This window comes from Nitrosospira multiformis, from assembly GCF_900103165.1.
In the GTDB taxonomy this organism is placed as follows: domain Bacteria; phylum Pseudomonadota; class Gammaproteobacteria; order Burkholderiales; family Nitrosomonadaceae; genus Nitrosospira; species Nitrosospira multiformis_D.
Map to the genome: position 1 here is coordinate 2,382,251 of NZ_FNKY01000001.1, position 18,751 is coordinate 2,401,001.

The 18,751-nt window shown below is 53.9% G+C and carries 19 protein-coding genes; 8 read left to right on the plus strand and 11 right to left on the minus strand.

Annotated elements, in window-relative coordinates; all coding sequences use genetic code 11:
• Nucleotides 1-128: 128 nt before the first annotated feature.
• Entirely contained in the window at nt 129-308 is a 180-nt protein-coding gene (locus BLR00_RS10685) for a hypothetical protein (RefSeq protein WP_143007648.1), read from the minus strand.
• Between the two features lie 78 nt (nt 309-386).
• Between BLR00_RS10685 and BLR00_RS16715 the strand changes: the two genes are divergently transcribed.
• The 3 genes from BLR00_RS16715 (at nt 387) to BLR00_RS10695 (ending at nt 3,532) form a co-directional block, all read left to right on the plus strand.
• Entirely contained in the window at nt 387-551 is a 165-nt protein-coding gene (locus BLR00_RS16715; RefSeq protein ID WP_176759917.1) for a hypothetical protein, read from the plus strand.
• Nucleotides 552-981: 430 nt separating this feature from the next.
• Nucleotides 982-1,635, plus strand: a complete 654-nt coding sequence (locus BLR00_RS10690) for a CDP-alcohol phosphatidyltransferase family protein (RefSeq protein ID WP_256324117.1) — start codon at nt 982-984, stop codon at nt 1,633-1,635.
• A gap of 199 nt (nt 1,636-1,834) precedes the next feature.
• A complete protein-coding gene (locus tag BLR00_RS10695) occupies nt 1,835-3,532 on the plus strand; it encodes an alkaline phosphatase D family protein (RefSeq protein WP_074632399.1) in 1,698 nt (565 codons plus the stop codon).
• 237 nt (nt 3,533-3,769) lie between these two features.
• On the opposite strand, the gene BLR00_RS10700 is transcribed toward BLR00_RS10695, so the two are convergent.
• From BLR00_RS10700 to glgP, 5 genes are all read right to left on the minus strand, one after another.
• The gene (locus BLR00_RS10700; protein ID WP_074632402.1) at nt 3,770-4,255 is read right to left on the minus strand and encodes a VOC family protein; all 486 of its coding nucleotides are present in this window, start codon (nt 4,253-4,255) and stop codon (nt 3,770-3,772) included.
• A gap of 55 nt (nt 4,256-4,310) precedes the next feature.
• Nucleotides 4,311-4,718 carry a hypothetical protein gene (locus BLR00_RS17045; protein WP_074632404.1) on the minus strand — a complete coding sequence of 136 codons (408 nt, stop codon included), beginning with the start codon at nt 4,716-4,718 and terminating at the stop codon, nt 4,311-4,313.
• Nucleotides 4,715-5,485, minus strand: coding sequence for an ankyrin repeat domain-containing protein (locus tag BLR00_RS10710; RefSeq protein WP_256324118.1), 771 nt, complete (start codon nt 5,483-5,485; stop codon nt 4,715-4,717). The genes BLR00_RS17045 and BLR00_RS10710 overlap by 4 nt, the downstream gene beginning before the upstream one ends.
• 5 nt (nt 5,486-5,490) lie before the next feature.
• Nucleotides 5,491-6,321, minus strand: a complete 831-nt coding sequence (locus tag BLR00_RS16040) for an ankyrin repeat domain-containing protein (protein ID WP_176759971.1) — start codon at nt 6,319-6,321, stop codon at nt 5,491-5,493.
• Between the two features lie 187 nt (nt 6,322-6,508).
• Entirely contained in the window at nt 6,509-9,058 is a 2,550-nt protein-coding gene (gene glgP / locus BLR00_RS10715; protein ID WP_074632407.1) for an alpha-glucan family phosphorylase, read from the minus strand.
• Between the two features lie 314 nt (nt 9,059-9,372).
• Here glgP and BLR00_RS10725 point away from each other — a divergent pair, with 314 nt between their 5' ends.
• The 4 genes from BLR00_RS10725 (at nt 9,373) to BLR00_RS10740 (ending at nt 12,704) form a co-directional block, all read left to right on the plus strand.
• Nucleotides 9,373-10,101: a hypothetical protein gene (locus tag BLR00_RS10725; RefSeq protein WP_074632413.1), complete on the plus strand. Its 729-nt coding sequence runs from the start codon at nt 9,373-9,375 to the stop codon at nt 10,099-10,101.
• Nucleotides 10,098-10,574, plus strand: a complete 477-nt coding sequence (locus tag BLR00_RS10730) for a CYTH domain-containing protein (protein ID WP_074632415.1) — start codon at nt 10,098-10,100, stop codon at nt 10,572-10,574. Before BLR00_RS10725 ends, BLR00_RS10730 begins: the two co-directional genes overlap by 4 nt.
• A 164-nt stretch (nt 10,575-10,738) precedes the next feature.
• Nucleotides 10,739-11,425 (plus strand): endonuclease/exonuclease/phosphatase family protein, encoded by a 687-nt coding sequence (locus BLR00_RS10735; protein WP_074632418.1) that lies wholly within the window; start codon nt 10,739-10,741, stop codon nt 11,423-11,425.
• Between the two features lie 352 nt (nt 11,426-11,777).
• Nucleotides 11,778-12,704: a cation diffusion facilitator family transporter gene (locus BLR00_RS10740; RefSeq protein WP_074632420.1), complete on the plus strand. Its 927-nt coding sequence runs from the start codon at nt 11,778-11,780 to the stop codon at nt 12,702-12,704.
• 229 nt (nt 12,705-12,933) lie between these two features.
• Here the strand turns inward: BLR00_RS10740 and BLR00_RS10745 are convergent, their stop codons facing one another.
• The 3 genes from BLR00_RS10745 to BLR00_RS10755 all read right to left on the minus strand — a co-directional run bounded on the left by BLR00_RS10745 (nt 12,934) and on the right by BLR00_RS10755 (nt 14,071).
• Nucleotides 12,934-13,263 carry a hypothetical protein gene (locus BLR00_RS10745; protein ID WP_074632422.1) on the minus strand — a complete coding sequence of 110 codons (330 nt, stop codon included), beginning with the start codon at nt 13,261-13,263 and terminating at the stop codon, nt 12,934-12,936.
• Nucleotides 13,263-13,469: a hypothetical protein gene (locus tag BLR00_RS10750; RefSeq protein WP_256324119.1), complete on the minus strand. Its 207-nt coding sequence runs from the start codon at nt 13,467-13,469 to the stop codon at nt 13,263-13,265. Before BLR00_RS10750 ends, BLR00_RS10745 begins: the two co-directional genes overlap by 1 nt.
• A gap of 203 nt (nt 13,470-13,672) precedes the next feature.
• Entirely contained in the window at nt 13,673-14,071 is a 399-nt protein-coding gene (locus BLR00_RS10755) for a YybH family protein (RefSeq protein WP_074632427.1), read from the minus strand.
• A gap of 317 nt (nt 14,072-14,388) precedes the next feature.
• Here BLR00_RS10755 and BLR00_RS10765 point away from each other — a divergent pair, with 317 nt between their 5' ends.
• A complete protein-coding gene (locus tag BLR00_RS10765; RefSeq protein WP_074632429.1) occupies nt 14,389-15,672 on the plus strand; it encodes an HAF repeat-containing protein in 1,284 nt (427 codons plus the stop codon).
• A 141-nt stretch (nt 15,673-15,813) separates the two neighbouring features.
• Here the strand turns inward: BLR00_RS10765 and BLR00_RS10770 are convergent, their stop codons facing one another.
• Both BLR00_RS10770 and BLR00_RS10775 read right to left on the minus strand, forming a co-directional pair.
• On the minus strand, nt 15,814-17,145 hold the full coding sequence (locus BLR00_RS10770; RefSeq protein WP_074632432.1) for a sigma-54-dependent transcriptional regulator: 1,332 nt from the start codon (nt 17,143-17,145) through the stop codon (nt 15,814-15,816).
• Nucleotides 17,130-18,536 carry a sensor histidine kinase gene (locus BLR00_RS10775; RefSeq protein WP_176759972.1) on the minus strand — a complete coding sequence of 469 codons (1,407 nt, stop codon included), beginning with the start codon at nt 18,534-18,536 and terminating at the stop codon, nt 17,130-17,132. Before BLR00_RS10775 ends, BLR00_RS10770 begins: the two co-directional genes overlap by 16 nt.
• Between the last annotated feature and the right edge of the window lie 215 nt (nt 18,537-18,751).

Below are 18,751 nucleotides of genomic sequence, written 5' to 3' on the forward strand. Positions count from 1 at the left end.
TTTCATTAACTTCATGACATAAGGTACTCCCTCTCATTTATCAGCTGCCTTCGGAAGTAGTGTCGGGGCGGTGATTGCCAGCTTCTGATAGGGGTTATGCCGCTGATGGCGGTATACGGCAATGTTGATTAAACATAGGGCATGTGCAGGTCGGTTGCATCGATATCCATACAAGTTGCGTGCACTGCCTGCCATCGACCCAGCGGATTGCATAGCCCGCCTGCTTCTGCCTCGAGACCGAGAGGCTTGTGCCCCTCCCATTCCAGAATCGCTATGCGCGTCAGCGCACGGACGATCGTTTTTCTCATCGATAGCATAAACACATACGTCTCACACATAGCAAAATCAACAAGCTGCCCCCATGTGCGCTGGCCAGCAGAATATAAATGCGTGAAGGCGGAGAATTAATAGAAATAAGTGTATTGAATGACGTTTCATGGGATGTCAATCAACCAATCCAATTCCAAGGAGGTGTTATGAACAGCATAATCTGGTGGGTGGGCTTTATTGTTATCATCCTCGCTATTTTGAGTTTCCTCGGCTTGCGCTAGCCCGGATATTTCATAAATTCGCGTGATGATTGCGCAGGATTTTGTTTTGTAGGGGGATTTTGTGAAAGAGTGGCGTAGTTATTCATACGCCCGACTGACCAAAATTTCCATACGAAACAAAAGACCAGCAAGGACGCGCGTCAATTTATGAAACATCCGGGCTAGGACCTATCCTCTTTGAGGTAATTCAGGGCATGTAAGTAGCTATCTCCTCAAAGGCCTGACCGTGGAAGCCGGATTTAAGAGCCGGTCTTAGGGCGATTTTATTCTCCCGCACCGCTTATACTGCGCGTTGCTATGCCGCTCAAATATCTTCAATGAAGTACCTCTCGGCAGAGCTGAAAACAGGACCGTGAGTTTCGAAGGGCAGGCACAATAACAACTTTGTGAATTGCCCGGGTGGTTTTTAAACGACAGGTGCAACCCATCCGTGGATAACAGAGAAAACTCCATGCCCCCTTCTCCCGATCCTCCCAGGCATTTCTCCATGATACGCGGGTTCCAGCTGGCGGATTTCTTCACGCTGGGCAATGCGGGTTGCGGTGTGGCAGCCGTGTTATTCGCCACGCTCTATGTTGAAAGCAAGTCGACCACTCACTTCTTCAGCTCGGCTGGCATGATGGGTGCGGCGTTTGTATTTGACGTACTTGATGGACGGATCGCGCGATGGCGGCATCAGCATTCGGCACTGGGACGGGAACTCGACTCCCTGGCGGATATCCTCTCGTTTGGCATTGCCCCCGCGGCTCTCGGTTTCGCCGCCGGATTGCGCGGCGGCTGGGATTGGATAGCGCTGATTTACTTTGTATGTTGCGGAGTCAGCCGGCTGGCGCGATTCAATGTCACTGCGGAAAATCTCTCGGCGGGAACCGGCAAGGTTGCCTACTTCGAGGGCACGCCGATTCCCACCAGCATTGTTCTCACCGCGGTGCTGGTGCTGGCCGCCTGGATGGAGCGGCTCGGCGAGGATCTTTACTGGGGAGTGTGGACGATTGGGCCGTGGGAAACGCATCCCTTGGCGCTATTATTCGTATTGTCCGGAACCCTGATGATCAGTAAAACACTACATATCCCCAAAATTTAGCTGGGCTCATCATTGTAGGTTGGATTAGCAAAGCGTAATCCGGCAGATCTCAATTCACACCAGCATTTCACTGCCAGCGCCTATTAAATATCCCGGTTATGCAGTTAATTTGATCTATTATTAAACTTGCAGCGCATGAGAAAATTAATGCCACACGATTGCGATGAGCTCGTTTGAATAACTTCTCTGGTGATCAATCATGAAAACTTTCCATTTCTACGACCGGGGTTCCGATCGCCCCTGGATCAACCCGATGCTCACCAACGCGGTGATAGTCGGCCATACCACGGCCACCAGCACCAAGCTCTGGTTGCGTGCTTATCAGGAAAACAGCTATCGCATGGTGATCTGCCCCGAGCCGCTCTTGGGTAACGATGAGGTCGCCACCGATTGGAACCCGAAAACGACGGTTAGGCAGGGAAAGGAGGTTTTTTCTCTGAAAAACATCCATAACGGCGACACGCGCGAGATCGCCAATGCCGTGCTCACAGACAAGGCGAATTTGGAATTTCAGCACGACATCACGAACGTCTGGGAAATTGATGGCCTGAAACCCGGCCAGCGCTATTATTACGCGGCCTTTGCCCTGAACTTGAAAGTAAGGAAAACGCCGTGGGAAATCGTGCCGGACAATAAAGTCAACCGTTTCAGAACACAGAATGGCTCGCAGGAATCCATGACTTTCGGTCTCTTCAGTTGCCATATGCCATACAAGAAGAATTCGTTCGATCTCGTGAATATTCACATGTGGGACCGGTTCGGCGACGAACTTGAACAACGCAATGGGGAATTTATCCTGGGTGTCGGTGATCAGGTTTATGTGGATGGCAATTCCAATGTCAGCATATGGGAATGGCTGAAGAAAATCCGCAAGGAGTTTATGCAGAAAGTAAAGCCGGAAGACCGCGTCGAAGTGATGCGCTCATGGTACCGCGATATTTACCGGGGTTATTGGGGCCATCGCCAGCTACGCAATGTATTCTCACGTTTCCCTACTTATATGATGTGGGATGACCATGAGATCCTGGATGGCTGGGGCTCTTACAGTGCCAAGGAAAAAAAGAACCTGCTGGATTCATGGTGGGACTGGGGCGACGATGACGAGAAACTCCTGCTCCTCAATCAGATGTATGAAGCCGCGAAACTTACCTATGACGAATACGAACATTCGCACAATCCTTCCACACCCGCGGATCAATTTGATTATCCTTTCACCTGGGGCAAGTCGGCTTTTTATGTCCTCGATATGCGTGGCCAGCGCGATTATACCCGCGAAACCAAAGATCGGATTCTCGGCCAGGCGCAGATGCAGCGTTTCAAGGATTGGCTTGGGTCTGACGCGGTCAAGAACGCGGAGTCGATTTTCGTGGTTTCGCCAGTACCTGTTGTGCATGCAAAGAGTTTTGCTGTCAATTATCTCGACATTCTCAACGTAGCCGACGATATGCGCGACGAATGGGAACACGAGAGTAACTGGGTGGAACGCGACGTACTTCTGGATGCCATCTTCGCCGCAGCGAAAGCTAACGATAAATCACTTTATCTTCTAAGTGGCGATGTACATATCGGCGCGGCGTTCCGTATGACTCACAAACAATATCCGGATACCCGCGTTTATCAGTTAACATCGAGCGCCATCACCTATGACCTGCCCTGGGCAAAGGCTTCCGCACTTGCGCTGGTTGTCAATAACCATGGTCAATTACAAAGAGATAAGGACGATAGCGAACCCAATGTCGCGTTCCAGCTGCTCATGGAACCTTGCAAGACCAATAATTTTGCGCTCATTAATGTGCAACGCAACGATCAGGGTAAGACGGAAGTGCATTGGGATCTTTACGGTTCCGCAGAAGAACGCGCCACTGTCACCAAGTTGGAGCGACTGGTGCTAACCTGAATCCGGCGTGCTTAATATGCAAGTGCTGCACGTGTCGCACGTGCAGCATGTGTAGGGCGTCAGTAAGCGAAGCGCACTGTGCCGTATGAATAGCCGTTCAAAGGGAAACAAGTGAAAACAAGTTCCCCCTAAAATCAGCCGCCAGCATCCTGGCGTCTGTTTCTCTCACAGTATATCGTTACCCGCCGCCTCCCGGATGATATGTGACCCCCAGCTAATCATCCCGCCTTCCTGCACCTATATCCGCTGCGACAGCGGATATTTACCGGTGAGCACCCAGGCTTCGGTAACCAGCCGCAATGACGTGCTCAAGTATTCCATGCGAATGCCCATCTTGTCGGGCGCGGTAATAATGGCATTGGCGGGTTTGCCGCACTCCGAACTTATCAGCGCCTCTATGCCGATCCCTTGTTGCTTCAATTTCTGTATCCTGCCCTCCATATCCGATTCCCAAATGCCAAAGTAAAGAATCTGCCCTGCATTCTTTTCCGAAAATATCCCATTACCATTAGCCTGAATTAATTCCAGGTAGGGTGATCTCGCCCTTGAATACGCGGCGACCACCTTGATATTTTCGGTTTGTTGCGTCTGCGGATTCTCAATACACAATATGCTGTCCGTAGGTTCGGTAAATTTTACGCCTAATACATTCGAATAATGATCAACGGCTTCCTCGAAATTATGGACGACTATTCCGATATGGTAGTAAGGGGGATCAAACATATTGCACCTCGTATTTAGTGTGGATAATTATCCTGAACCGGCAGTTGGCCACTTATCAGGGAAGCGGCCTGGGCGCTTGAGCAGGCGGGGCCGCAGCCGCCAGGCTCTTGTTCAGTTCGCGCCGGTATTCGAGAATCTGCCTCGCCTTGGCCGATTCGGAAATGGAATTGTCGCCGCGCAGGGCGGAGCAGTAGGCGGAAAACATCATCTGTTCAAGATAGAGCCTGTCCGCACCGGGAAGCTTCCCCATCAGGTCATTGGTCGCTGATTTCACGCGCGTTTCCAGCTGCGAACCTGTCACCGGTCCGATCTTTGCAACCTCGGCCCGCACAGACGTCTCCCAGTCCTTGTTCGACTGCACCGGCGGCGCGGGACAATCCAGCGCAAAAACGTTGAACGCGGCAGCCAACATGGCCGTAGCGCAAACCGTACCCGAAATAAATCTACAACGTGCTATGGTCATTTTGCCCCCGCCTTCTTCAAAATCCGGATCATGTCCGTTCTGGTTTGCTCTTTCAGATCCTCTTCCGCATAGTTCAACGTGGTTTTGCCATTCGCATCCTCGTCATCGACCCTGGCACCTCTGCGGAGCAACGCCTGAACCGTCTCGACTTTCCCTTCCCGTACCGCCAGCATGAGTGCCGTTCTGCCTTTCATGCTTCTAACATTGATATCCGCTCCTGCATCAAGCAGCGCCTCCATGTTATCGACATAACCGCGCATGGCCGCCCACATGAGTGCTGTTGATCCATCATTGCTTCTGGCATTGACGTCGGCATGCTTCTCAAGCAAGGCGCGGAGGAATTCAACTCCGTTTCTTTCTCCCGCTGCCCGCATGACAGCAGTTGATCCATTGTTATCTCTGGCATTCGCATCGGCACCTTTGTCCAGCAAGGTGCGAATCGTATCAATGCTGCCTCTAAATTCCAATGCAATGAGCAGGGCTGTCTTGCCGTCGTTGTTGACCAGGCCTGGGTCGGCACCCCGGGCGAGCAGCATATCCAGCATTGCCTTCCTCTCTCCTCCATCCCGGGCGGCCATCATCAGCGCCGTCCAGCCTCCTCCCAGCCAACCGGTACACGTGCATTTCGTGTTGACGCCCGCGCCGGCATCCAGCAAGGTCTGAACGATCATGATACGTCCCTCCCTCGCCGCGTTCAGCAGAGCCGTCCAGCCTGCATCATCCTTCGTATCGACGTCCATGCCTTGTTCCAGCAGGAAGCGGATCACATCATTCAACTCCGCTTCACTCGCGCCCGTGATCGTTGATCCCGCAGCCTCTCCGAGCGCCTCATTGCCGAGACCCTTGTCCGCCCCCGCTTCAGCAGCATGCGCAGCGCTTCCACATGTCCGCCTTCGGCAGCGCTTAGAAAGGCCTTGTTTATCGCATCATTATCGGCTCCATGATCCAGTAAAATGGGCAGGACATCCTTGCGATCACTCGAGGCTGCCCAGGAGAGCGCCGTATAACCACCCTGATTCCGTTCATTGACATTCGCCTTCGCTTTCAGCAAGGCATTGACGATTTCGGTATGGCCACCGCCGGCTGCGTGCATCAGGGCGGTATTTCCGCCTTCATTTTTCGTATTGGGGTTGATCCCCGCCGCCAGGAACCATTTTACTGCCGCCAGGTTGCCGTTGCCTGCACTTTCGACAAAAGCATCCGGCGTGTACGGCAGCGGAATCCGCGCCAGTTCGGCACGCGCGGCGTCTTTGGCCGAAGCCGCGCGCTGATCAGGACTCTCTTTTCCCTGGGCGCCCTGCAGGGTTCTCTTCAACTCGAGATTATAAGCTTTGATGCGGGCGCTTCTCTGCGACTCGGTGAGAGCCGGGTCATCGCGCAACGCCGAACAATAGGTCGCGTACATCATCTGCTCAAGATAAACCTTGTCCGCCTGGGGAAGCTTACCGAGCAGGTCGCGCGTGGTATTACGAGTCAGCTTTTCCAGTTCCGCTCCCTTGGCGGAACCTATCCTGTCCACGGCAGCCCGGATCTCGACTTGCAAATCCTTTTGTGTCTGCTCGGGGATGCCCGGACAGTCCAGAGCATGACTTGTACCAGGCATCAGCAGACCCGAACTCACCAAAAAGGTAAAGATCAAGTAATGCAAGCAATCTTTGCAAATCATCGTGTTAAGCTAAAAAACGAGCGGTCAACCGCCGGATGCGGGATTATACGATTGATTCCCGCTGCGCTGTACGCCAGCGAACCCATACGTCAGCATCGACCATCGGTCAGATTAAAACCCTGCGTCACCGCTGCCATAGAATCTGAGGCGCCTCCAGAGGAACGCTTGCGCCATCGTGGCGGGGTATGAGCCGGGCCGTATAGTCCTGCGCCGGGCGGTCCGCGGACACGCGCGCATGATAGGCGTAGCCGGTGGCCGCGGCAACCAGCTGATGCAGGCGCGTCATCTCTTGGCGCACGGGAGCATCTTCCAGAATTCCGTCAGCATACAGCTCGACCTGCACCGATTCCGGATCAAGATCATTGAGATACACGTGGACCAAAAATACATGCTGCCCGCCATCAGTCTCAACCGTCATTTCGCCAAAACGCAAGGCAGGCCAATTTTGTTCCAGCATATGCCTCCAATCCGACACCTGCGCGCCGAGCGCGCCTTTATCGGCGCTCCGTTCACGATAAGCCGCCGCGGCCGGGAGGTAGTGGCGCTCCGTATATTCGCGCACCACGCGATTGGTGGAAAAACGGGGTGTCAACTGCGACATGCTGTTGCGCATGCGCGTGACCCAGGCGGTTGGAATACCCTGTTGGTCGCGGGTATAGAATTCCGGAATCACCTCACTTTCCAGCAGATCGTAAAGGGCCTCGGCTTCAGCAGCGTCGGACGCGGGGTCCTTGCCGTGCTCCTTGCCATCGCCCAACGCCCACCCCACTTCCGGTGTGTAGGCTTCCGCCCACCATCCATCCAGCACTGACAGGTTGATACCGCCGTTGACAAGCACCTTCATTCCGCTAGTTCCGCTTGCCTCCCATGGCCGCCGCGGCGTATTGAGCCAGACATCCACCCCCTGCACCAGTTGTCCGGTCAATTGCATGTCATAGTCGCTCAGGAAGATGACGGAAGCGTGCGCGCCGGCACGATGAATGAAACGCATCCACTCCTGAATCAGGGCTTTGCCGGCTTCGTCCGCTGGATGAGCCTTGCCCGCCATAATGATCTGAACCGGACGTCGCGGATTATTCAGCAGGCGCAGCAGCCGCTCGGGATCATGCAACAGTAGATCGGGTCTCTTGTAGGTTGCAAAGCGACGTGCAAAACCCAGCGTCAGGACATCAGGATCAAGCAGACCCTTCGCGGCCTCAACCGCATCCGGCGGCGCTCCCGACATCGCCAGTTGCCCGGAAAATCGCTGCCGGACAAACTCGACAAGCGATTTGCTCGCGGCGCTGCGGAATTGCCAGAGATCAATGTCGGATACGCAGAGCATCTTCTGCTCCAGCATTTCGGTCGCTCCTATCCAGCGGTTTTTTCCACAGGCATGCGTCCAAAGATGGTCGGCGGCCGCCGAATCCCAGGTCGGCATATGCACGCCGTTGGTCACATGGCCCACGGGCACTTCATCCACCGGCCAGCGCGGAAAAAGCGGCCCGAAGAGGTGCCTGCTCACTTTCCCGTGCAAGCGGCTCACGCCGTTTACCGCCCCGCTCCCGTGAATCGCCAGGTAAGCCATATTAAAGGGCTCCGTCGAGTCGTTCGGATTCCGGCGTCCCAGCGCCAGCAAATCGTGGCATGTGATGCCAAGCTTCGTCTCGGCGTACTCAGCCAGATACTGCTCGATCAGACATGGCTCAAAAAGGTCAAACCCGGCGGCAACCGCCGTGTGCGTGGTGAAGAGATTGCCCGCGCGGGTGATGGACAATGCAGCCTTGAAATCATGCCCGGTTTCCTCCATGCAGCTCCGGGCGCGCTCTAGTACCGCGAAGGCGGCATGGCCTTCATTCAAGTGGCAGACTTCCGGCTTGATGCCAAGCTCGGCGAGCAACCTCCAGCCGCCGAGCCCGAGCAGCAGTTCCTGCTCGAGGCGCAGCTCCGGTCCCCCACCGTAAAGCTCGCTGGTTATGCCTCGGTGAGCGGGGTAGTTTGCCGCGTCATTGCTGTCCAGCAGATATAATTTTACTTTACCCACCTGGACCTGCCAGGTACGCAACCAGACTGAATAACCGGGCAGTTTCAGCTCCAGCCGCAGCCACTCCCCATTCAGGCGACGCAATGGCGTGATGGGCAGTTGCCCGGGATCGTTGTAGGGAAAAAGCGCCTGTTGGGCACCGTCCTTGTCGATTACCTGGCGAAAATAGCCCTGCTGGTATAGCAATCCTACGCCGATAACCGGAATGCCCAATTCACTGGCGGCCTTGAGCTGATCCCCGGCCACATTGCCCAGCCCACCCGAATAAATGGGCAGCGCTTCGCTCAGCATGAACTCCATGCAGAAATACGCAACACACTGCAGAGGTGATTGTGAATGCGCTTCCTGAAACCAGGCGGGTGCCTCCGCCGCAGCATGCCTGTCCCGCACCAGATCAGCGACGCTCTTGAAAAAGACGGGGTTGGCGAAATCGCGCTGGAGTTTCTCCCGCGACACCGTCTGCAGAACAACCCATGGATTATGCGTCAGCCCCCATAGCGCCGGGTCCAGCTGCTCCCATAGGTGATCCGCACTGTGATTCCAGGATGTTCGCATGTCCAGAGCCAGCTCCGCCAGCAAATCGTATCCCTCGACATCGCTCGTGGGCTGAAGCCTGTAAAGCGGTTTGCCATCTAATGTCTGGTCTGCCAACTCTTGATCCTCCCGTCTGTTTCGGATGGAATCTCACGCGCCTGAGATATGGTTACCAATTGCACGGTCTCCGTCAAGGACTCTCTGAACAAATCCTATGCGGATTATGTTCGGAAGCGAACGGAAGCCCGGCGCAAAGCGGCCCATAGTAAGCGTTATGGCGAGTATATAGGCCATCCCGTATTCTCAGGCGGGAATGAATCAGGAGCGGATAGTGGAAAAAGAACCATTGATCAGCCCAACTAAGGGCTCAGACCGATTGAACCACGTTTGATTGAATGATTTTTTATTGATAGAAAAAAAGGGAGGCTGAAATGATTGCACAAATAATAGATATGCCTATAAACATACTCGATACCGGGAATGCGCCGCTTGACGCGCCTGTTTTCCGGCTGGCGGCATCGAATGAGATCGTGCCACGATTTGAATTCCGGATTTTTGGGCATGATTTCGTTACGCTGCAACGACGTATTCGCAAGGTGGCGCCTTGCGAATCGATTGTTGAAAGCAAAGAAATTTATATTCTCAGTGGCGGTAGAGAAAACGGCGACCGCAATGTCAAAATTCGTGAGGGTAAACTGGAGTTTAAACGCCTGATTGACCGGGACAATGGACTGGAACGCTGGAAACCCACGGGTTCATTGGAATTCCCCATCGAACGCGCGGCTATTCCCGATAGCCTGTTTCCGGTTTCCGCACTGGAGCGGAAACTGCCTTTTCCTGACTCATTGACCGCAATGGTGACCGAGGAAGAATTTCTTCATCACATCGCTCAAGACAGCCTATGCGGCCCACGTCTTTATCGCGCCAACGTATTCAAGCGCCGTTCCCGATTCACCTTGCAGGATTGTCCGGTAGAGATAGACTGGATATTGGTCAACGGCGCAGCTATCGAATCCATCGCTATCGAATCCCGGTGCGCGGAGCAGGTGCTCGCGGTGCGATCCGCCTTAGGGCTGGAGCAATTTGAGAACGTCTCCTATCCGCTGGCCATCTCCCGTATTCTGGGAATCCAGGTGTTGCCGGATACGAAAGGGTCATGAATAAGGAAATTGAGCGCAAATTTCTCGTTGCAGACAAAAACGCCGATAGCTGGCGCAACGCAATATATAGTGAGATTCGTCAAGGCTACCTGAGTATCGACAAACATCGCACGGTGCGCGTGCGTATCGCGGGGGATGCTGCTTACCTCACCATCAAGGGCATCACCGAAGGCGCAACGCGCACCGAATACGAGTACCCGATTCCTGTTGCGCACGCCAGGGAGATGCTGGATGGTTTGTGTCTGCGTCCTTTGATTGAAAAGCGCAGGCACCGGGTCGGGTATGGCGGACTCGTATGGGAAGTGGATGAATTTTATGGTGACAACGCCGGTCTGATAGTGGCCGAGATTGAGCTGGAAAGCGCACAACAAGTATTTGACAAACCACCCTGGGTGGGCGCGGAAGTAACGGACGATCCCCGTTACTACAATGCCAACCTGGTTAATCACCCTTATTCAAAGTGGAAGACCTGACCGCCGGCGATATCGCCGAAGCCAGGCGATTCAGGGAATATCCAACAATTCAAACCTCTAAGTCAGACAAGGCGCGGAAGAAATTTCGGTGCGCCGCATATATCTGATATGCAAGCGATAAAATTTCTTGAGTAACGCAGTATCACGATGAGGTCCGGATTTGCATGAACCTGACGCTCGCCACCTACAATATCCACGCATGCATAGGCGCGGATGGCCGCTACGAGCCGGAACGCATCGTACAGGTACTGCGGGAGTTGAATGCCGATGTCGTGGCGCTGCAGGAAGTAGAGCACCATGACGTTGATGGCCACGATCTACTTGATTATCTGGCTGCAAAAACCGGGTTGACAGCCGTCGCTGGCCCTACCCTGTTGCGCAAAACCCGGCACTATGGCAACGCGATATTAACAAGGCTCCCCATACTCGCGGTGAACCGGGTAGATCTGACCCTCCCCGGACACGAAGCGCGTGGGGCGCTCGATATCACCCTTGATGGAAACGGGCGGCGCGTGCAAGTGGTAGCGACACATCTGGGACTGAGACCCTGGGAGCGGCGTCAGCAAGTCCGCGAGCTGCTTAAGCTTTTCAATATTGGTTCGGCGAATATTTATGTGCTGATGGGTGACCTGAATGAATGGTTCCTCTGGGGACGGCCCCTGCGCTGGCTGCACGCACACTTCAAGCGCTCTCCCCACTGCGCGACCTTTCCTGCACGCTGGCCTTGCATGGCACTTGATCGCCTCTGGGTACACCCGCGCAGGCGGCTTGCAAAGGTGGAGGTTCACGCCAGTGATCTCGCGCGCGTGGCATCTGATCACTTACCCTTGAAAGGCATTATCGAAATGTGATGAACCAGAACGTGTGCCAGCAAGCACCCCGTTTTTGTTCCTTCTTTTCTTGTGCCGCGTAGTCTCATTACGAAGGCTATTTGCTGCGCTATCCCGTCGTTGGCATCCTCTTTTCGATCATGATTTCTCGCGACATGCAGTACCGTTCCATGGTTTTATGGGGTAAACGAATAAGAAGAAATTTGAAATTTTGCTGGCAATCTTGGGAAGAATGCCATGATTTGGCGTACCTGCAGCTATCATGCTTAGGGTTTACCACCCTCCGTTGCGGAAGAAAGTGTCCGCCGGTTCGGGTGTAACGCAGTTGCTCGCACGTAAAAACCAAAGCAGACTGAGGACATGAGGGAAAACCATGACCAAGCATGATCATCTTTATTCCCGTAACCATACGCAGGCGCACGTGCCCAAGAATCTGACAGCTACATTTGCTGTCGGCATCGCCCTTAATTTTGGTTTCGTCGTCGTTGAAGGGATTTATGGCCTATTGGCCAACTCCATGGCGTTGATAGCCGATGCGGGACACAACCTCGGTGATGTGCTAGGGCTCGTGATAGCGTGGATTGCCATTGTGCTGGCACGGCGCGCACCTTCTCAAAATTACACCTATGGTTTACGGCGCGCTACGATTCTGGCTGCGCTCGTTAATGCGATGCTGCTCCTGGCAGCAGTCGGCGCGATTACGATTGAAGGTATACGGCGCCTGTCGGCACCGGGTGAAATCGCCAGCATCACCGTTATAGTCGTGGCTGCAGCAGGTATCGTTGTCAATGGCGTTACAGCGTGGCTGCTTGCCCCCGGAAGCAAGGATGACATTAATTTGCGGGGCGCCTTCTTGCACATGGTCTACGACGCACTGGTTTCACTCGGCGTAGTGATAACAGGTGGCGTAATGTTACTCTCGGGTTGGACATGGCTTGATCCCATTGCAAGCCTTGCCATCGCCGCTATTATCCTGGCGGGAACATGGGGTTTATTGCGTGATTCAGTGGGCATGTCGCTCGACGCGGTCCCGGCCGGGCTCAAGCTGGATGAGGTCAGTGCTTTTCTTAGGGGACAGCCCGGCGTGACAGCAATCCATGACTTGCACATCTGGTCGATGAGTACCACGGAGACAGTGCTGACCTGCCATTGTCTGATGCCAGGGGGCCATCCAGGTGATGAATTTCTGGCACAGGTTGCACGTGAACTGCAGGAGCGTTTCAAAATTGACCACGCGACAATCCAGATCGAAATACATGAGCACATTCCATGTGCGCTCGAATCGGATCATGTGATTTAAGTACTCTCATTCCCAAGCCAGCTTATTACTACCAATTAGAGCTTGTGGTCTCTTATCCTTTAGAAGAAATTCATTTGTAACCGGGGTACCCGTAATGATTCCTGCGGCACTTGAACTGCAATGCATCGGATACGACGTCAATGTTTGCCATGAGCGGCCAACGAAGGCCGCGGGCGGAAGCGGGTCGCTCCGACGAAAGGGTTGAGCGTCTGGGATGAAGAGTGAACCATCAGCCAGCGGATGTAGTACGCCGCTTCGGTATGCGGCTGGGTGCTTGCCCGGTATCTGGCTCGATACGTTCCGCGAGACGGCCAGTGACGTACTTGTGCAGCACGCTGGCGATGAGCGTTTGGTACGGAATGCCTTCCTTGAGCGCCTTAACCTGAATGTCACTCAGATCACCAGACGAAAGGCGAATATTCACCCGCCGATCCTTGATGGCGGTGGCACGGGCCGCTGCCTTGAGCTTGGCAAGCTCTGCCTTGGTTGCAACTGATTTGAGCTTCCCTTTCTCGAAAGCACCGAGAACTTCCTGTTCGTACGCATCAATCTTCGGCATCAGGGTTCACCTTTGTTCAGGTAGTCCCTTGTCGCCTTGCGACTCGGGATGATGGTCTTGAGAAAGAAGTAGTCTTCCTCTTCAGCAAACGGCACCAAGTAGACATAGTTGTCCACAGCAACGACCAAAATTCGCTGTCGTGGATACTTCGTCTGGTTCGGATGGATCAGAATGTCGAGCAAACCGCCAGATTCGATCGCTATCACGACACTTTCGAAGGAAACGCCTCGGTCGGCTGTGAGGGCCTCGTTCTTCTCCGGACTCCACCGAAATGGTTTCATTCCGGCATATTACGCCGATGTGTGCCTTTTGTCACCACAGCGTGCTTGAGACGCACAACGCCAAGGCTCAGCTGCGTGTGCCAGAGCGAAGCGGTAGCAAACACGCCAATGGGAGCGCATTGTTGGAGCTATTTGTTTGGTACAGGAGCCAGCATGTTGGCATCATGTGACAGCACCCATTTTCCGCTTTGCTTCTTGAGAATGGACAGCGTATGACCTGCGCGCGTCATGGATTGAGCGCCGCCGGGCGGAGTCACGACGACGGTGAGCTTCGTCCACATAAAGGCCCAGTCCCCAAGAATCCTGATCTCTTGAATCTCGCTCCTACCCTCGAATTGCGGAGCCTCCTGGCCTGATTGAGCACGTGCCGCAACGGCAAAGTCAGCTTTGTGCATGACAGGCTGGCCCGGCACGAGGAAAACAACGTCATCCGCCATCAATGATAAGACTGTCTCGATATCCCCCGCTTTGCTTGCGGTCATCCAGGTGGAAACCAGCTGCCGGATTTCCTGTTCATCGTTCTGCATATGCGCCCCTTTTGTAGTGAAGTCGAACGTTTGGCATGCGCGAAGGAGTTAGATTCGGTTCTTACTTCGTCAGTGATCATGGCCGCATTCCAAAATGCGGCTATCTTCTCAATTCGGTGTATCAGTTTTCAATCGGCGATCTGTATCAATTTACATCCGGCAGTGACAAGTCTTTATGCGCCACATCCTTTGAGGCAACCAACAGATTTCAGAACCTTATGTTGAGGTTGGTTCACTCAGGCTATTGTTTGATGTTGACCGAGAGCTTACTGTAGTGTAAGCATGTTCAATGGCTAAACTCAACAGAGAGGCTCACCATGAAAATTACTCCCGGATTTAACCTCCGCGGATTTATCACCGCCGTAGTATTTCTTGCTAGCTTGGGGTGCAGCGTCCATACCTCGGCAATAGAACTTGCATTCCTCATCGACCTCAATAGCAGGACGGCAACCGACCTCGGTACTTTAGGGGGATACGAGAGCTGGGCTAGAGGCATAAATGATGCAGGGCAGGTCGTGGGAAATTCTTATACGGCTGAAGGTCGCTGGCATGCCTTCATCACAGGTCCAAACGGGGCGGGGATGAAAGACCTTGGTGTTTCTTTAGGTGGAACTTTCTTGGGTGGGCCTTTCACCGTTCCGCGGGGCATTAACGATGCGGGACAGGTAGTAGGCAGTTCTTACACGGCCGGAGACTCGGAACACGCCTTCATCACCGGCCCTAATGGAATGGGAACGAGGGATTTAGGCACATTAGGCAGCGGTCCAAGCTATGCATATAGCATTAATGATGCTGGGCAGGTAGTGGGTTATTCTTTCACGGCTGAAGGCACTATCCATGCCTTCATCACAGGCCCTGACGGCACGGGCATGAGAGACTTGGGGACTTTAGGTGGAGAGAACAGCTTCGCGAAAGACATCAACGATGCCGGGCAAGTAGGAGGCTATTCTTCCACGGCTGAAGGCAACTATCGTCTCTTTATCACCGGGCCGGATGGAGTGGGGATGAGAGGCCTGGATACGTTAGGCGGATATGACAATTTCTTGAATGGCATTAACGAAGCCGGGCAGGTGGTTGGCTGGAATCATTTAACTGGAGGTGGAGGACCTGGCTTCATCACCGGGCCGAATGGGATGGGAATAAGGAATCTCGGTACTTTAGGCGGTGGTTACAGCGAAGCTCTTGACATCAACGATATAGGGCAAGTAGTAGGCTCTACTTACACAGGTGAGCACATCGATTTCAGACGCGCCTTCGTCACCGGCCCAGACGGCGCGGGCATGATCGACCTCAATTCCCTTGTTGATTTGCCAGGAATAATTCTAACCGAAGCCACTGGCATCAATAATGCGGGCCAAATCATTGCCAACGGATACGTTGGATACGTTACTTTCATCCCCGAGCCAGAGAGCCACACGCTTCTTCTTGCCGGCCTAGTTCTCATTGGATCGATCGTGCGATACAAAAAGATGAGCGCATCCCCCTTCTCGCCTCAGGAGCCAGCCGGTGACAAGCAGTTTATAACATCGAGTCACAAAGACATGAGGTCCAAAGTCATGCAGGACATGTGGTCACATGGACATAGCATAGAGTGGACATAGTAGGGTCAGGTCTTGTTGCTTGCCATGAGTTATGCGCTGTCCTCATTACTCGGCAAAAAAAGATACAAGCAAGATGCATGCTCAATATCAAGAGATTAATTCATAAAAAAGATTAAATACATCCATCAGAAATGTGTCCGCTTAAGGTTCGACGCCGTAGTGCTGCAGTTTCGCGTAGAGCAATTGACGGCGAATACCAAGACGGCGCGCCGCTTCGGCTCGATTACCCCCGGTTTCGGCAAGTGCTGTGCGGATCATGGCCTCTTCGAGCTGCGCCAGTGCTGCGGGTAGGTCGTGCAAGGGTGGCGGCGTTGCCGATAGTGCGGGGGACGCAACGACATCAGCCAACCCGAGATCTTCTGCTTTGATGGAAGGGCCTCGAGCCAGAATCGTTGCACGTTCAATTACATTACGTAACTCGCGTACATTACCCGGCCATGAATGCTTTTCGAGGCGATGCCGCGCCTCTGCTGAAAGATTTTTTGGAGAATCGCTGGCCAGGGCAAGAAAATATTCTGCCAACGCAATAATATCCTCATGCCGTTCCCTCAACGGCGATACATGAATATTAATGACATTGAGCCGGTAAAACAGATCCTCGCGAAACTTGCCTTCTTTGACCTCCTGCTCAAGATCACGATGGGTAGCGGCGAGCAAGCGTACGTTGACGGCCAGTGGGCGCTCCGCGCCCAGCGGGACTATCTTGCCTTCCGCTAGCACGCGCAGAAGCTTGGCCTGCAGATTGCTGCTCATATCCCCGATTTCATCGAGCAGAAGGGTGCCGCCATCGGCCTGCTGAAAAATACCCGTGCGATTTGCGGTAGCTCCGGTAAAAGCACCCCGTACATGGCCGAACAGCTCGCTTTCAAGCAACTCTTGCGGAATTGCCGCGCAATTGACGGCTACAAATGGCTGTGACGCTCGCGCGCTGTGCTGATGCAATGCACGCGCGACTATTTCCTTGCCGCTGCCGGTTTCTCCGGTAATCAGCACCGTAGCGTCGCTGGCTGCAGCGCGCCCGACCATTTTGATAGTTTCCCGCATGCGTTCGCTATGGGCGACGAATTCGTCCTCTTTGCGGGCTTCGGCTTGCTGCGTTGCGGTGCCGCGTGACGCGAGGGCGGCGGCCAACGCAGTTTCGACTGCATGACGACTGATCGGTTTGGCAAGATGCTCGAATGCACCGAGCTTCATCGCCTCTATCGTATTATCTACACTGGTGTAGGCAGTCAGCATGATAACTGGCGGCCCGTCGCCCCCCGGCAAATGTTTGATCGCGTGCAGCACCTCAATGCCCGTCATGTCAGGTAATCGGAAATCAAGAAAGACGGCTTCGATCCCCCCATGTTTCAGAAGTGAAAGGCCCTGTGCGCCGTTGGTTGCGATGAGTATCTCGTAGCCGAGACTCGACACAGTCTCCGCGAGACTTTCGCGGAAGCTGGCATCGTCATCGACAATCAGGATACGTGCCAAGGAATCTCCAGCTCAAAACAGGTACCCGAAGACTGCTGAAAATAACGGGCCTCGCCCCCATGCGCAACGGCGATTTCTCGCGCGAGCGCCAGCCCCAGCCCGATCCCGTCTGGGCGTCCCGATACGAAAGGTTCAAATAGCCGAGGCTCCATGTCGGCAGCGACACCGGGGCCTGTATCACAGACTTGCAAGACCATGGCGGCATTAAAAGCGTTTTTGCTTGCGGTCACCGTAACAACACCGCCGCGTGGCGTATGCTGCAGTGCATTGGCAATGAGATTGTCTAGCGCCCGGCCTAGCGAGCGTGGATCAAAACTCCAGGATGCAATATCGATCCGTGTTCGTAGATCAATTTCGGCGGCGGCACTTCGCTCAGTAAAGGCATCAACCCTTTCCATGAGCCAATCCGCAATATGTACTTGCCGTGAATGGATACTGACGGGCTCAGTTTTTTTGAGCAATTCCTTCACGGTTTCATCAAGACGCCCAATTTCCCGCAAGATGAATTCCAATGCTGTTCGTTGGTCTTCTGGCCGTGCCAGCGCATTCTCCGCCTTAAGTTGCATGGCGGCGATAGGGTTACGGACTTCGTGGGCCACTGCTGCGGCCATCCGGCCCAGCGCGGTGAAGCGCTCTGAACGCTCGAGCAGCGTGCCAAGCTCGATGGTCCGGGCGCGTTCGGCGTCGAGCTGTGCCCGAAACTGATTGAAGGCGGCGACGACGCGATCAAGCTCAACGTCCCCCGTGGCAGCCATTTTTCGCGGTGCGTTATCAGGGCCACCAGCCAGCTCGCGCTCAATGAGATTAAAGCGTTTGCTCCAGCCAAAAAAACCCAGGCTCAACCAGATGCCAGAGATGATAACGAAGGCAAACAATAATCCGAGGCCACGATTTACATTATCGTATGCTTTACTGTCAGCCATGGGCGAGCGCATCATCGTCCATGCAACGAGATGTGTTTTTGAGTAATCTACCGGACAACCGGTCAGCACGACTGTCTCTCGGCTTCCAGCGATTAAATCCTTAAGGGCTGCACCCTCGGCAATGCTTTTACGCGCCAATGTTTCGATGCGGTTACGTTCGGTCGATGGCATATCCTTCTTTTCTTCACTGCCCGCATGGGTAGGAAAAGCGTAGGCGACGAACCCCTGGGCTTCATGCCAGAAACCGCCCTCAATACCAGGTAGCTTATCCAGGATGAGATTCAGAAGGGCGTGCATCAACTGGGCATCGACGACCTCTCCCTCGGGCTTGATAGAGTTAGTATATTCTGCCTGCAAGTCGTCGCAAGCCTGGCTGACCTGTTCAAGGGATTTTTGTGCTTGTGCCTCGCTGCCAAGTTGGTAAACATCGCGGATGAGATAGGCAAGCGCGCCGCTAACCAACAGCATGAATAGCCACAGTAACAATAAACGCCAACGAAGAGCGAGAGCAATCCTCACAGCTTCCTTATTTTGGGTAATGTAACGAGTGCGAGAATACCAGCAATGGATACTGGTGCAAGCAGCCAAGAATGCTAGTAATAACGTAGTCCGTGTTGCGGACATTGATCAAGCCGCCTTTATAGGCCTCACATAACATTGCACCGTTACGACTTGCGTATGTT

Bases quoted from the DNA above. Each gene is read 5' to 3' on its own strand.
- BLR00_RS10685 (WP_143007648.1), bottom strand. From the start codon at position 308: ATGAGAAAAACGATCGTCCGTGCGCTGACGCGCATAGCGATTCTGGAA.
- BLR00_RS16715 (WP_176759917.1), top strand. From the start codon at position 387: ATGCGTGAAGGCGGAGAATTAATAGAAATAAGTGTATTGAATGACGTT.
- BLR00_RS10695 (WP_074632399.1), top strand. From the start codon at position 1,835: ATGAAAACTTTCCATTTCTACGACCGGGGTTCCGATCGCCCCTGGATC.
- BLR00_RS10700 (WP_074632402.1), bottom strand. From the start codon at position 4,255: ATGTTTGATCCCCCTTACTACCATATCGGAATAGTCGTCCATAATTTC.
- BLR00_RS17045 (WP_074632404.1), bottom strand. From the start codon at position 4,718: ATGACCATAGCACGTTGTAGATTTATTTCGGGTACGGTTTGCGCTACG.
- BLR00_RS16040 (WP_176759971.1), bottom strand. From the start codon at position 6,321: ATGCCTGGTACAAGTCATGCTCTGGACTGTCCGGGCATCCCCGAGCAG.
- BLR00_RS10725 (WP_074632413.1), top strand. From the start codon at position 9,373: ATGATTGCACAAATAATAGATATGCCTATAAACATACTCGATACCGGG.
- BLR00_RS10730 (WP_074632415.1), top strand. From the start codon at position 10,098: ATGAATAAGGAAATTGAGCGCAAATTTCTCGTTGCAGACAAAAACGCC.
- BLR00_RS10735 (WP_074632418.1), top strand. From the start codon at position 10,739: ATGAACCTGACGCTCGCCACCTACAATATCCACGCATGCATAGGCGCG.
- BLR00_RS10740 (WP_074632420.1), top strand. From the start codon at position 11,778: ATGACCAAGCATGATCATCTTTATTCCCGTAACCATACGCAGGCGCAC.
- BLR00_RS10745 (WP_074632422.1), bottom strand. From the start codon at position 13,263: ATGCCGAAGATTGATGCGTACGAACAGGAAGTTCTCGGTGCTTTCGAG.
- BLR00_RS10755 (WP_074632427.1), bottom strand. From the start codon at position 14,071: ATGCAGAACGATGAACAGGAAATCCGGCAGCTGGTTTCCACCTGGATG.
- BLR00_RS10765 (WP_074632429.1), top strand. From the start codon at position 14,389: ATGAAAATTACTCCCGGATTTAACCTCCGCGGATTTATCACCGCCGTA.
- BLR00_RS10775 (WP_176759972.1), bottom strand. From the start codon at position 18,536: ATGCTGTTGGTTAGCGGCGCGCTTGCCTATCTCATCCGCGATGTTTAC.